This is a genomic window from Streptomyces sp. NPDC002032 (assembly GCF_042890765.1).
Lineage (GTDB): Bacteria > Actinomycetota > Actinomycetes > Streptomycetales > Streptomycetaceae > Streptomyces.
Genome location: NZ_JBIASM010000004.1, coordinates 318,658 through 332,761 on the forward strand (window position 1 = coordinate 318,658; position 14,104 = coordinate 332,761).

8 protein-coding genes are annotated in these 14,104 nt (G+C 75.1%); 3 read left to right on the forward strand and 5 right to left on the reverse strand.

All coding sequences use genetic code 11. The features are described 5' to 3' along the window. Positions 1-29: 29 nt before the first annotated feature. Together ACFYYT_RS13070 and ACFYYT_RS13075 are read left to right on the forward strand one after the other, a co-directional pair. Entirely contained in the window at positions 30-2,117 is a 2,088-nt protein-coding gene (locus ACFYYT_RS13070) for a prolyl oligopeptidase family serine peptidase (protein ID WP_351828758.1), read from the forward strand. A gap of 167 nt (positions 2,118-2,284) precedes the next feature. Then, positions 2,285-2,542, forward strand: a complete 258-nt coding sequence (locus tag ACFYYT_RS13075; RefSeq protein ID WP_351828755.1) for a hypothetical protein — start codon at positions 2,285-2,287, stop codon at positions 2,540-2,542. Between the two features lie 86 nt (positions 2,543-2,628). On the opposite strand, the gene ACFYYT_RS13080 is transcribed toward ACFYYT_RS13075, so the two are convergent. The 5 genes from ACFYYT_RS13080 to ACFYYT_RS13100 all read right to left on the reverse strand — a co-directional run bounded on the left by ACFYYT_RS13080 (position 2,629) and on the right by ACFYYT_RS13100 (position 12,700). Further along, positions 2,629-3,561 (reverse strand): SigB/SigF/SigG family RNA polymerase sigma factor, encoded by a 933-nt coding sequence (locus ACFYYT_RS13080; RefSeq protein ID WP_388607780.1) that lies wholly within the window; start codon positions 3,559-3,561, stop codon positions 2,629-2,631. Between the two features lie 145 nt (positions 3,562-3,706). Further along, positions 3,707-5,185, reverse strand: coding sequence for a branched-chain amino acid ABC transporter substrate-binding protein (locus tag ACFYYT_RS13085; RefSeq protein ID WP_351828752.1), 1,479 nt, complete (start codon positions 5,183-5,185; stop codon positions 3,707-3,709). Between the two features lie 4 nt (positions 5,186-5,189). Further along, positions 5,190-7,193, reverse strand: coding sequence for a hypothetical protein (locus ACFYYT_RS13090; protein WP_351828750.1), 2,004 nt, complete (start codon positions 7,191-7,193; stop codon positions 5,190-5,192). Between the two features lie 177 nt (positions 7,194-7,370). Next, positions 7,371-11,594, reverse strand: coding sequence for a bifunctional nitrate reductase/sulfite reductase flavoprotein subunit alpha (locus tag ACFYYT_RS13095; protein WP_351828747.1), 4,224 nt, complete (start codon positions 11,592-11,594; stop codon positions 7,371-7,373). Positions 11,595-11,803: 209 nt separating this feature from the next. Then, entirely contained in the window at positions 11,804-12,700 is an 897-nt protein-coding gene (locus ACFYYT_RS13100) for a hypothetical protein (protein WP_351828745.1), read from the reverse strand. Between the two features lie 133 nt (positions 12,701-12,833). Here ACFYYT_RS13100 and ACFYYT_RS13105 point away from each other — a divergent pair, with 133 nt between their 5' ends. After that, positions 12,834-14,054 (forward strand): ROK family transcriptional regulator, encoded by a 1,221-nt coding sequence (locus ACFYYT_RS13105; RefSeq protein WP_351828743.1) that lies wholly within the window; start codon positions 12,834-12,836, stop codon positions 14,052-14,054. Positions 14,055-14,104: the final 50 nt, after the last annotated feature.

Here is a 14,104-nt window from a genome sequence, read left to right on the forward strand (position 1 = left end):
CCGGAACCGACGGCCCCGGAAAGGCGCCCATGTCCCCGGAACGCACGCGGCCGGCCCCCGGACCGGTCCGGCTGGCCGACCACGGCGGCGGCGATCCGCCGACCCTCCTCACCGTCCACGGATGCTGGTACCCCTCCGCCGATCCCACGGGCGAGCACGTGGCCTTCATCTGCGACCGCGCCGGGGTCCCGCAGCTCTGGAGCGGGCCCGCCCGGGGCGCGGGGGCCCACGCCCTCGACGGGGGCCCGGATCCGGTCACCGAGGTCGCCTGGTCGCCCGACGGGCGCTGGATCGCCTACACCACCGCGCCGGGGGGCGGTGAGCACACCCGGGTCCTGGCCGTGCGCCCGGACGGCACCGGACGCCAGGTCCTCGCCGGGGCGGAACCGGGCAGCTCGGCCCATCTGGGGTGCTGGACCCGGGACGGCGCCGCCCTCGCCGTCACCGTCGCCCAGCCCCCCGCCGGCGGGGCCGGGCACGGCGGCCCCGGGCACCTGCCGGCCGACACGGGCGCACCGCCGGGGGAGCGGGGGACGGCCCCCGGAGCCGCCCCGCCCGGCCGCGACGGGCCCGCGACCCTGCTCGGCGCCCCCGGCCCGCCACCCGCGCCCGAGCAGGAGCCCGGACCCAGCCCGGACGGCGACGCCGCCGGTGGCGCGCTGACCGCCTACCTGGTCGACCCGGACGGGACGCACGCACCCGTCCTGCTCTTCTCCGAGGCCGGAGCCGCCTCCCTGCGGGTGTGCGACGTCACCGCCGAGGGCCGCCTCGCGCTCCTGCGCCGCGGCCCGCGCGGCCACCGCGAGGCCCTCGTCCTCGACATCGCGTCCGGCCGCACCGCCTTCGCGCTGCACGTCGCCGACGGGGACCCCTGGATCGGCCGGTTCTCCGCCGACGCGCGCACGCTCTGGCTGCGCAGCGACGCGGAGCGCGAGTTCGCGGCCCTCCTGCGGGTCCGGCTCGACGCGGACGGGACGGGCCGGGAGCTGTCCGTCGCCGCCGGACGCGAGGACTCGGGCCTCGACCTGCTGAGCGTCCCCGCCCACGGGCGATGGGCCTTCCTCGCCTGGAACGAGCAGGGCACGACCCGGCTGGAGCGCACGGGCCTGCCGGCCGCCGCCGGGGAGGAGGCCGGACCGCGCCACCGCCCCGACCTGCCCCACGAGGTGGTGACCCGCATCGCCCCGCTGGAGCAGGGCGGACTGTTCGCCGCCCTGTCGGGATCGCGGCGCCGGCCCGGCATCTGGGAGCTGGACCGGGGCCTCGTCCCGGCCCGCGCCCCCTGGTCGGCCCGCGACGCCGACGCCGTCCCGCCCGGGCGGCCCCCCGTACGGCCGGTGCCCCTGCGCTGCCGGGCCCGCGACGGGCTGGTGCTCGGCGGCTGGTACTACCGGGCACCCGGGCACGGTCCCGGCCGTCCGGCCCCCTGCGTGATCCACCTGCACGGCGGCCCCGAGGAACAGGAGCGGCCGGTGTTCGACCCGCTCTACCACGAGCTGCTGGGCCGGGGCCTGGACGTGTTCGCCCCCGACGTCCGCGGCTCGTCCGGCTGGGGACGCTCCTTCGTGGACGCCGACCTCGGCGCGGGCCGCTTCGCCGCCATCGACGACGTGGCCGACTGCGCCGCGCACGTCGTGGAACTCGGCTACGCGGACCCGCTGCGCCTGGGCGTGATGGGCCGCTCCTACGGCGGCTACCTCACCATGGCCTCCCTGGTGTGGCACCCGCACCTCTTCCGCGCCGGAGTCGCCGTCTGCGGGATGTCGGACCTCGGCACGTTCTTCGCGGGGACGGAGCCGTGGATCGCGCGGTCAGCGGCCGCCAAGTACGGCCATCCCGAACACGACCGGGACCTGCTCCGCGCGCTGTCCCCGATGAGCCGCGTCGAGCGGCTGCGGGCGCCCGTCCTGGCCGTCCACGGCGAACACGACACCAACGTGCCGCCCACGGAGTCGGAGCAGTTCGTCCGCGCGGCGCGCGAGCGGGGGGTGCCGGCGCGGCAGCTGACGCTGCGCGACGAGGGGCACGAGTTCCTGCGGGCGGACAACCGCAGGCTCTACCGGCGCACGGCCGCGGACTGGCTGGAGGGCCACCTCGGCCCGGGCCCGGCCGCCTGACCGCCGGGCCGGCGGCCGGGCGGGACCTTCGCCGCGCCGGGCGGCGCCCGATCTGGGAACGTGTACGGCACGGGGAGGTCCGCCCCCGCCCTCAGCGTGCGGGAGCCCGCGTGCGGGAAGCACGGGAAGCCCGCCCGAGGGAAACTGGAAGCGGAGGCGAGCTTCGCATGACCGAGAGCGCGAGTCCCTACCTGGCGCCGGCGCGCGTCACCGTCCTGGGCGTGCAGCACGGCGACCAGCCGTTCCGGATCGTGGAGATCGACGGCGAGTTCGTCGGCACCGCCCGGTCCATGACGGACGTGCTGCTGATCGCGACCGCCGCCGGGATCACCGTGCACGACCTGGACGACCCGGACGAGGTCCACTGGGTCGGCGGCGGGAAGTTCCACTGGCGGCCCAGCGGAGGCCCCTCCCCGTCGGCCTGAACGGCCGGCACGGGAGGACCCCGGGCGCACCGTCCGAGAGTCCGAGAGGGCCGGCCGCCCGTCCGGCCGGGTGGACGCCGTGGCGGCTACGTGTCGAGCAGGGCGGTGCGCAGGCCGGTGAGGACGCGCGTCAGCATGCGGGAGACCTGCATCTGGCTGACCCCGAGCGCGGCGCCGATCTCCGACTGGGACATCTCCCGGCCGAACCGGAGGTGGAGGAGCTCCCGGTCCCGTGCGCAGAGCCGCGCCAGCAGCGGGCCGAGGGCGTGGAGGTTCTCGAACAGCTCGATGGCCCGGGGGGTGTCCTCCGCGACGGGCTGCCGCTGGAGGGCGCGGGCGGGGCCGTGCTCCTCGGCGGCCGGGGCCGGCGGGTCCAGGCTCTCCGTCGCGTAGCCGTTGGCCGCGACGAGCCCCTCGACGACCTCCTCCTCGTCCAGGCCCAGCCGGTCGGCGAGCTCCCTGACGGTGGGCGCGCGCCCCCGTGCGGCGGTGATGGCGTCGCGGGCCTTCGCGAGTTCGACGCGCAGTTCCTGGAGCCGGCGCGGGACGCGCACCGCCCAGGTGGTGTCCCGGAAGTGCCGCTTGATCTCCCCGGTGATGTAGGGGAGGGCCAGGGAGGAGAACTCGACGCCGCGGTCGGGTTCGAAGCGGTCGATCGCCTTGATGAGGCCGATGGTTCCCGCCTGGACCACGTCCTCCATCTCCGTGCCCGCCCCCGCCGGGCTCCCGGCCCGGCCGCGGAAGGCGCGGGCGGCGAAGTGCACCAGGGTCGTGTTCATCTCGATGAGCGTGTTGCGGACGTACTGGTGCTCGGGCGTCCCCTCGGGGAGGACCGCCAGCCGGGCGAAGAAGACCCGGGAGAGTTCCTTCGCGTCGTGCGCCGGGAGCCGGCCGGGCCGGCGCACCACGGGCAGCCCGGGATCCCCGTCCGGAAGGGCGCGCGGGGCCGCCGTCCCCGGCGGCGCGTTCCGGATGGCGGAGCCGGTGGTGGCGTCGGCCGCTGCGGAGCGAACGGGCACGGCGATTCCCTTCTGTGGTCTGCACGGGCTGGAACCCTGTTCCTGCCCGCCCCCCGGAGCCCGGCCCCGGGCCGTCCGCCCCCTCCCCGGGGGACCTACGACCCGGACGGGCCCCGAGAACGGCCCCCGGAGGCCGCCGGAAGGGTCACTGGCCGGTGGGCGGCTTGCCCTCGGCCGCCGAGACCTCGACGAACTCGACCTGGCCCTTCCCGCTGAGGCGCAGGATCGGGACGGCCTTGTTGCGCGGGTTCCCGTTGTTCTGGAACGAGATGAAACCGCTCGCCCCGGCCACCTGCTGGGTGCCGTCCATCTGGTGGAACATCCGGGCCACCGCGTCGCCGACGACCTGCCCCTGCCAGCGGGCGGCCATCTGGATGCCGTGGGCCGCGGCCAGGACCGCGTCGTGGCCCATCAGGGCCCCGCCGTCCTCGCGGGGATCGTGCGGGAACCACTGGTCCAGCAGTCCGCCCGGCTGGAAGTTCTTCGCCGACGGCACGGACACCGCCTGCGGCGCCGTGCGGTACATGTCGGGGTGGGCCAGGCCGGTGTAGAGCACCTCGATGCCCGTCTCGGCGGCGTGGGCGAGCTGCTCGGGGGTCAGGTTGGTGGTGTCGTCCCCGGTGAACACGGTGAACTGCTGGTCGGTGCAACTGCGGTTGGAGAGCGCGTCGAGGAAGTGGGTGAGGTGCTGGCCGCGGCCCGCGAAGTAGACGAGCTGGGGATGCTGCTGGCACAACTGCCCGGGCATGTAGCGCAGTTCGTTCTGCCATGCGCTGCTGACGGAGGAGTCGTAGGTCATGCGCTCGGCGACGAGCCGGTGCTTGTCACCGTCCTGGAACGCCTTGGTGAAGGCGGTGCCCAGGGTGGCGGCGTAGAGGTCCCCCTGGGCCACGTCCTGGATGACGACCGCGGTGGAGATGCCGCGCCGTTTGAGGTAGGCCGCGCCCGCGTAGGCCTCGTCCTCGTTCGTCGGCGCGATCCGCACGAAGGTGCCGATGCCCTGGATGTCGGTGGCGGTCACGGTGGCGCCGACCATGGCGATTCCCTGGTCGGACAGGCGCCTTATGGCCGCGAGGTTCTCCTCGTTGCTGGGGCCGAGACCGGCCACCGCGACGAGCCGGTCCGGGGCGCCCTTGCGGGCGATCAGCTCGTCGGCGGTGTGCTTCCACTGCGTGGACCTGCTGCCCGGGTTCGCGATCAGCAGCCGGATCTTGGGCGTGGCGGCCAGGTCGCCCCGGTTGTGCCGGTACTGGGCGAGGTAGGCCCCCTGGAGTTCGTGCCGGACGCCCTCGGCGGAGTTGCTGTCGTCGGAGGTTCCGGTGAAGGAGGTGAAGTAGGCGACGCTGACGTACGGTTCCTTGTCCGCTTCGGCGAGGACCCGGCGGTTCTCCTCCTCGATCTTGCGGGTGACGGCGTCCAGGTGCGGTGCGAAGACGTAGGCGCCGTCGGTCACGCCCACGCACTCGTTGCCCGGGCCCATCTCGACGACCCCGTCGGCACATCTGGCGTTGCGGTCCTGAAGCCAGCCGACACCGAACCAGAGCGCGGCGGCCAGGACGACGGCGGCCGCGGTGGCGAGGGCGACGCGGCGCACGACGTGCAGCGGCCATTCGAGTCTCGGCACGGGTTCAGCCCTCCCAGCCGGCGGTCTGGGGATCGCGCCAGCGGCGGTAGCGCTCCGCCTCGTTGAACAGGGCCACGATGTCGTTCCTCCGCAGTTGGGACAGCTGGGTGTAGCCGTCGGCGATGATGTCGCCCAGACGCATGGCGGGATCGGCGAGCGGATCGCTCCACACCCACCGGGTGGTCACCAGCGTGTGGATCACGGACTCGGTGTCCCGCACGCCCCCGGGCCGGCGCGGCACGAGCCCGCCGAGGAGCTCCAGCGGCCCGCGGTCGGCCGGGAGCCGGTTCGGAGCGGCGGTGATCGCGTCGAACTCGGAGATCCACTGCGCCGCCGGTACGGCGGTGAAGCGCCGCGCCAGGTGGGCGGTGACCTCCTCGGTCCGCCCGCGGGCGAGCTGGTGGTACATCTCCACCGTCGGCTTGCCCTCGGTGCGGTAGTACTCCGCGAGGAGTTCGTGCACGGCGTCCCACCCCTCCGGGCGCGCGGCCAGCCGCCACAGGAGCAGCCGGCGCAGCCACGGATGGAGTACGGGCACCATGGCGACCGGCCCCGTCAGCAGCCAGCGCGAGCGGATCTCGCCGAACAGGGAGTCGTCCGGGCTGAGCAGGCGGGTGGCGACGGAGAAGTCCCGGGTGGCGGCGCATTCGGTGAGGACGGCGCGCTGGGCCCCGTCGAAGTCGCGCAGGAGGTGGCCGAGGGCCGTGTCGGCGAGGCTGGCGGACTCCTCCCCGGCGCGCAGCGGCCGGTCGGGCAGGGTGCGCAGCCAGCGGTCCTGCTGGGGGCCGGAGTCCGGGGGCGGCCCGGCCTGGCGCAGTACGTCGAGCACCTGGTGCACGGCGCGCGGCAGTCCGCCGGTGAGCCGGTGCACGAAGGGGGTGAGCCGGGTCAGCGGGGCCAGGTCGCTGTTGCCGCCGAGCTGGAGCTCTATCCGGATCCGCACCTCGTCCAGGTTGAGGTCGCGCAGCCGCAACGGGTACCACCAGGTGTCCTCGCTGTCCCGGGTCGGCCGGTGGGCGTCCCAGTCGGCCAGCGAGGCCCGGTCGGGGCCGCGCAACTGCCAGGGCCAGGAGTCCCCGGTGGCCGGGCCCCAGCGGGGCAGCCAGCGGTTGGAGCTGGCGACGACGGTCAGCGGGTCGCCGGTGCGCCCGGCCACGACCGTCTCGTCGTGCCGGGAGCGCAGCAGCAGGTCGAGGAAGCGGCGCCCGTACTCGGTGTGGGAGTTGTCGAGGAGCAGCAGGTAGGAGCGGGGCATGAAGTTGCGGGCGGTGTTGCGTCTGAGGTCCTCCAGGAAGGCCGAGAACAGGACCAGGTCGAGCCGCTCCTGCTGGTTCTCGTCACCCTCGTGGCGCCAGAGGTTGAGCTCCACCAGGGCTTCCCAGGGGTCCGCGCTGCGGGTCATGGGATGGCGCCCGTACCAGTGCGCCCCGGCGGTCAGCCGGTTGCCCAGCTTGCCGCCGAACAGGCCGGGCACGGTGCGGCGGCCGCGCCGCAGGGCGTCCTGGAACAGGGCGAGCGCGGCGGTCGAGGCACCTTCGGGCATGCCGACCGCGCCCATGCCCACTTCGAAGAAGGCGGCCAGGTAGTCCCCGTGCCGGGCCTCGTTCTCCTCCTGGAAGCGGTCGAGCTGGCGCTGCACCGCCCGCCGGCCCTCGGCGAGGCTGCGCATGCGCAGTTCCTGGTCGGAGGCGAGCAGGCCGAGGCTGAGCAGCGGGAAGTGGGAGCGCCCGTAGCGGGGCAGCCGGCGTTCGAGCTGGCGGGCCAGGAGACCGAGCGCGTAGCGCGGCAGCAGGGACTGGGCCCCGCCGAAGTTGACGAAGGCGAAGGGGTAGTCGGGCCCGAAGTGCTCCATGAGCGCGCTGTGGGCCTCGCTGGCCCCGCTGCCGGCGGGGCCCAGGAGCATGGTCAGGGGCCGTTCGGCCGCCGGATCCTCCTTCAGGCACGTGTCGACCAGCGACAGGATGCCGCTGCGGCCGCGCAGGCCCATGCCCGTTCCCGGCTCCCTCACGTGTGATCCCCCCCAGGACGACGTATCCGAGGAGTAGAGACTGCCACTCGCGGCCGGAGTCAGACAGGGGTTTGCCCACCTTGGTCGCCTGTGCGAGGCGATCGTCCGCTCCGGGCCGCGCACGCCGTTCCCGTACGGGAGCACCCGCCGGGCCGGACCACCGGGGCGCGGGGCCGGTCAGTAGACGTCGCGGACGTAGCGCTTGTCGGCCGCCAGCCGGCGCACGTACGAGGCGGCCGCTTCCCCGGTCATGGCGCCGTGCGCGGCGACGATCTCGTGCAGCGCCCGGTCCACGTCCTTCGCCATGCGCCCGGCGTCGCCGCAGACGTAGAGGTGGGCGCCGTCCTGGAGCCACCGCCACAGGCGCGGACCGTGCTCGCGCATCCGGTCCTGGACGTACACCTTGTTGCGCTGGTCGCGCGAGAAGGCGACGTCGAGGCGGTCCAGGTGGCCGGAGGCCAGGAAGGCCTCCAGGTCCTCGCGGTAGTAGAAGTCGGTGGCGGCGCGCTGCTCCCCGAAGAACAGCCAGTTGGCCCCGGTGTGCCCCCTGGCCCGCCGGTCCTCCAGGAACCCGATGAACGGCGCGACACCGGTACCCGGGCCGATCATGATCGCCGGGGTGGCGGAGGCCGCGGGCGGCCGGAAGTGCGGCGAGCGCCGGACGAACACCTGGACGGGGCCGTCGTCGGCGCAGTCCGCCAGGTAGGTGGAGCAGACGCCCTTGCGGTCCCGGCCCAGGCCGTTGGTGTAGCGGACGACGGACACGGTCAGGCGGACCTCGCCGGGGTGGGCGAGGGGGCTGGAGGAGATGGAGTACAGGCGGGGCTGGAGCCGCTTGAGGACGGTGGCCCACTCGGCGGCGGCGGCCCGGACGGGGAGGGCGCCGATGACGTCGGCGGCCTGCCGCCCCCAGCTCCACTTGGCCAGCTCGCCCTTGTTGTCGGGGCGCAGCAGCCGCTGGAGGCCGCGGTCGCCGGTACGGGCGACGACGAACTTGAGGAGGTCCGGGGTGATGCGGGCCAGGTCGAAGCGGGTCCGCAGGGCCTCGCCGAGGGCGATGTCGCCGACGTCGGGGAGGACGAGCCGCTCGTCGGGGTCGAGGCCGGTGAGGGCGAGCCATTCCGCCACGAGCTCCGAGCCGTTGGCCGGCCACACGCCGAGGGCGTCTCCGGCCTCGTACGCGAGCTCGCCGCCGCGGGTGTCGAAGGCGAACCGGCGTACCTCCTTCTGCGATCCGGGCAGGCTGAGCAGCCGGTTCCCGACGAGCAGGGTCGCGAACGGCGCGTCCTTGGAGGAGCCGGCGGGGGGAGCGGCGGGGGCGGGGGCGGCCACGGGAGCCGGTGCGGGAGCCTGCCCGGGAGCCGGTTCGGCGAGGGCGGCGGCGACCCGGTCGAGCCACCGCGCGGCGGCCTCGTGGTAGTCGGGCTCGCAGTCGGTACGCGGGTACAGGCGGGTGGCGCCGAGTTCCGCGAGGCGTTCGTCCAGGCGGCGCCCGTGCCCGCAGAAGTCCTCGTAGGCGGAGTCGCCGAAGGCCAGCACGGAGTAGCGCAGTCCGTCCAGCCGGGCGGCGTCGGGGGCGCTGAGGCCCTGCCAGAAGCCGGCGCCGTTGTCGGGGCTGTCGCCGTCGCCGAACGTACTGGTGACGATCAGCAGGTCGGTGCCGGCGGTGAGCCGTGCGGGGGTGGTGGCGGCCATGGCGAGCAGGGCCGGGGTGCGGCCGGCCTCGGTGAGGCGGGCGGCCGCGGCGGCGGCGAACTCCTCCGCGGTGCCGGTCTGCGAGGCCCACAGCACGATCAGCTGCCGGGCGGGCGCGGCGGGTCCGGCGGGCGCGGCCGGCGCGGTACGGGAGAACATGCCGGCCAGCACACCGTCCACCCACTGCGCCGTCGCGGGGGCGAAGGGCGCGTCGGCGGGGAGTACGGGAACGCCGCCCGGGGGTGCCTGCGCGAGGCCGGACAGGTACCCGGACAGGTAGCGGCGCTCCGGCTCCGTCAGCGTCGGCGCCGTGAGGTCCGGCAGTCCGAAGAGACCGGCGAGGGCGGAGACGGCCACGGCCGCCCCGCCGCCCTGCCCGGCGGTCGCGGCCGGGGCCGGGACCGTGGCAGCGGAGGCGGGGGCGGGGGCGGGCACCGGAACGGCCTCCTTGACCACGCGCAGCGCCACGGCGCACGCCTTGAACCCGGGCTGGAACGAGAGCGGGTCGACGGCGTCGTGGGTGACGGCGTTGATGCTGAGGTACTCCCCGAACAGGTCGTTCCAGTGGAACGGCGCGAAGCAGTTCCCGGGGCGCACCCGGTCGGTGACGACGGCGGGCAGGACGGCGCGCCCGCGCCGGGAGGCAACCTCGACGGGGTCCCCGTCCCGGGCGCCCATGGCCGCGGCGTCGTCCGGATGGAGCTCGACGAACGGCCCCGGGTCCAGCTTCGTCAGTCTGGGCACCTTGCCGGTCTTGGTGAGGGTGTGCCACTGGTGCTGGAGGCGTCCGGTGTTCAGGACGAACGGGTAGTCGTCGTCGGGGAGTTCGGCGGCGGGCAGGTGCGGGCGGGCGAAGAAGCGGGCGCGGCCGGAGGGGGTGGGGAACGCCAGCCGGGGCCGGGTGCCGTCCGCCCGCTCCAGCAGGGTCTGGCTGACGCCGTCGTTGAGGTAGCGGATCGGATTGCGGTCCCCGGCCCCGGCCCCGGCTTCGCCGCATGGGCCAGAGCTCGCGCCCGCACCCGCGCCCGCGCCTTCCCCGGCGTCGCAGGTCCGGCCCCGGGCCGGGGCCGGCCACTGCACCGGGGTCTCGCGCAGCCGCTCGTAGGTGATGCCCCGCAGGTCCCAGCCGGTCTGCGGGTTCCACGCCCGCTTGAGCTCCTCGAAGACCTCCTCGGAGCTCTCGTAGGCGAAGGCGTCCGCGAAGCCCATCGCCCCGGCGACGCGGGCGATGAGCTGCCAGTCGGGCAGCGCCTGGCCGGGCGGATCGACGACGCCCCGTACCAGGGTCAAGTTCCGCTCGGAGTTGATCATGATGCCGTCCGACTCCGCCCACAGCGTGGCCGGGAGCACCACATCGGCGTAGGCGTTCGTCTCCGTCTCGGCGAACACGTCCTGGGTGATGACCAGTTCGGCCGCCTCCAGGCCCGCGATGACGGTCTTGCGGTTGGCGACGGAGGCGACCGGGTTGGTGCAGATGATCCAGCAGGCCTTGATGTCCCCGGCGGCCATCGCCTCGAACATCTCCACCGTCCCGCGCCCCGCCCCGGCGCGCAGGCTGCCCGCCTCGATGCCCCACAGCTCCTCGACGAACGCGCGCTCCTCCTCGACGAGGACCGAGCGCTGCCCGGGCAGTCCCGGGCCCATGTAGCCCATCTCGCGCCCGCCCATCGCGTTGGGCTGGCCGGTCAGGGAGAACGGGCCGGAGCCGGGACGGCAGATCGCTCCCGTGGCCAGGTGCAGGTTGACCAGGGCGTTGGTGTTCCAGGTGCCGTGGGTCGACTGGTTGAGCCCCATGGTCCAGCAGCTCGTCCACTCGCCCGCCTCGCCGATCCACCGGGCGGCCTGCCGGATGTCCGCCTCCGGGACGCCGGTGACCTCGGCCACCCTCGCCGGCGGGTAGTCCGCGAGGAAGGCGGGCATCTCCTCCCAGCCCTCGGTGAACTCGGCGACGAACGCCCCGTCGGTGTGCCCGTTCTCCACCAGGAGGTGCAGCAGGCCGTTCAGCAGCGCGAGGTCCGTGCCCGGCTCGATCTGGAGGAACAGGTCGGCCTTCTCGGCGGTCGCCGTGCGCCGCGGATCGACGACGACGAGCTTCGCCCCGGCGGACTTGACCCGGTCCATCATCCGCAGGAACAGGATCGGATGGCAGTCGGCCATGTTCGCGCCGATCACGAGGAAGGCGTCGGCCCGGTCGAAGTCCTGGTAGGAACCGGGAGGCCCGTCCGCGCCCAGCGAGAGCTTGTAGCCGGAGCCCGCGCCGGCCATGCACAGGCGGGAGTTGGACTCGATCCGGCAGGTGCGGACGAAGCCCTTGGCGAGCTTGTTCGCCAGGTACTGCGCCTCCAGGGACATCTGTCCGGAGACGTAGAAGGCGAGGGCGTCGGGGCCGTGCTCGTCCAGGACCGCGCGCAGCCGCCCGGCGACGGCCTCGATCGCCGCGTCCACGTCCGCCTCGGCCGGCTCGCCGCCGCGCTCGGCGCGGATCAGGGCGGTGGTGGCGCGCCCGGGAGCGGCCATCATGTCCACGCTCGTGGACCCCTTGGTGCAGAGCCGCCCGGCGTTCGCCGGATGCCGCTTGTCGCCGGAGACCCGGACGGCGGTCCTGCGGCCGGTGGCGGCGTCCCGGCCGATGTCGAGCACGATGCCGCAGCCGACGCCGCAGTACGAGCAGACCGTACGCACGCTCTCCGCATCCGGCGTCGTCACCGAGACTCCCTCCCCGGGCCACAGGCTTCGCCCCGCGCGGTCCGGGCGGGCCGCGGCGGGAGTGGGGAGCGCCCCACGACCGAGACCGTAGGAAGCCCGCGTTACCGAGCCGTCACGCCCCACGGACACCCCGTGTAAACCGCACCGCACACCGGGCGCATTCCGGCTGTGAGTGCCGGGGCCGGGCGGGGAGCGCGCGGCACCGCCCGTCAGTCCGTGGCCCAGCAGCGGGCGGGATCGAACCACCCCCGGTCCGGGTACCAGGCGAGGGCGCGGTCGGCCGGATCGGTCCCGATGAGCCAGAGGTGGGTGAACTCCGCCGGCAGGCGGGGGGCCCGCCGGGGGAGGGCGCCGTCGGCGCTGAGCGCCCGGTGGACCGCCCACGGCGTGGTCACGGTCACGCCGATGACCGCGTGGCTCTCGTCCCCGCCCGCCGCCCTGAGCTTCTCGCGGTTGCCCCGCATGTGCCCGCTGTCCGCGTTGACCTCGCCGTCGACCCACGCGTGGAAGGCCTCCGGGTCGTCCAGCGCCCGGCCCCCCACGCCCCACGGGACGAACCTGACGCTCCCCCCGCCGCCCTCCCGGACGGGGCGGGAGGCCAGGCCGCGGATGCCCAGCCGGCCGGCCCGCCCGGCCAGGGGGCCGGGATGCACCGCCAGGTTGTCGGGCCGGGGCACGAACTCGTAGAACTGTCCGGCGGCCTCGAACTCCGCCAGCAGTGCGGGGACCCACACGTGGTGGCCACGGCCGTCCCTGTCCTTGAACCGGAAGTTCCGGTCGACCCGGACGGTCCACTCCCGTCCCAGTCCGGGGGCGGACAGCACCGGCTCCTGACCGAGGGTGGCCGCCACGGCGGCGTGCCGGCCGTCCAAGGCCCTCCACACCTCGGCGAAGCCGACGCGCCCGTCGGCGTACCCGAGGGAGATGTCCGGCATCCGGTCCCTGCTCCCGTCGTCCTGGAGGCGGACGCACGCACCGGTGGACCGCGCCAGCACGCGCGCCGCCTGCTGCTCGAAGTCGGGCGAGAGGGGGTCGCCGGATTCCCTGCGGCGCTGCCCGTCCGTGCGCAGGTCGATCGGGTACCCGGGCCGCCAGAGCTCGTCCATGGCCCCATTGTTCCCCTTGTTCCCGTGTCCCGGGCCCAAGTGCCGTGCCGGGTCTCCGCGTTGATCACGCTCGGTAGCATGGAGGGGAGAAGGTCACTGACGCGGGACGAGGGCTCGGGGTACTCGGGTGAGCATGAGGAACGGACCGGGCCCCGGCGTGCCCCGGGTCCTGCGGACGATCAACGACCGGGCGGCCCTGGAGGTCCTGCTGGAGCGGGGTCCGCTCTCCCGGGCGCAGATCGGCCGGCTGACCGGCGTGTCCAAGCCGACGGCCTCGCTCATGCTGTCCCGCCTGGAGGCCGACGGCCTCGTGGTGGCCGCGGGCACCACCGCCGGACACCCGGGCCCGGCCGGCGTGCTGTACTCCGTCAACCCGGCGGCGGCACACGTCGCGGGGCTCGACGTGACGCCCGGTCTGATCCGGGCCGCGGTGGCGGACCTCACCGGGCGCACGACCGGCACCTACGTCCTGACGGAGCCGGAGCTGTACGGCGACGAGAGCGACCAGGTCGCCGCGGCCGTCGAGGGGGCCGCGCGCGCGGCCGGCCTCGTCCCGGAGGCCCTCCACCGGGTCGTCATCGGCGCCCCGCTGGCCTTCGACCCCAGGGAGGGCCGGCTCCGCTACCCCAGCCACCTGCGGGGCTGGCGCTCCCCGGACCTGCTGGGGCGGCTGGCGGCCCGGCTGCCGATGGCCGTCGCCTGCGAGAACGACGTCAACCTCGTGGCCATCGCCGAGCGGCGGCTCGGAGCGGCCCGCGGGTACGAGGACTTCTTCCTGCTGTGGAACGAGGAGGGCATCGGGGCCGCCCTGATGTTCGGCGGACGCCTTCACCGGGGGCGGACCGGCGGCTCGGGGGAGGTCGGCCTCATGCCCGTGCCCGGCACACCGCTGGTGCGCGATCCCGAGGCGGCGCAGACCGGCGGGTACCAGGACCTGGCCGGCTTCCAGGCCGTGCCGGCGATCGCCCGCCGGCTGGGCATCGTTGAGGCGGGGGAGGTGCCCGGACCGGATCCGGAGCTCGCGGCGGCCCTCGCCCTCCTGCGACGCGCCGCGCAGCACACCGACGGCCCCTATCGCAGGCTGCTGGAGCTGTTCGCGACCGGCGTGGCCACCGGCCTGGCCGCGGTCGCCGCCGTCCTCGACCCCGAGATCGTGGTCCTGGCGGGCGGCGTCTTCACCGCGGGCGGCGAGCCGCTGCGCCGCCTGGTCGAGGCCGAACTGTCCGAGCTCTCCGCCTGCCGGCCCCCGCTGGTGCTCGGCGAGGTCCACGAACAGCCGGTCCTGCGCGGGGCCCTGGAAAGTGCCCTGGCCACGACCCGCGACGAGGTCTTCGACACCTCCCGCCAGGCATAGGACTCCCGGACGGCCGTCGGAGGGCCACCGGGCGGCGGACCGGGCCGCGG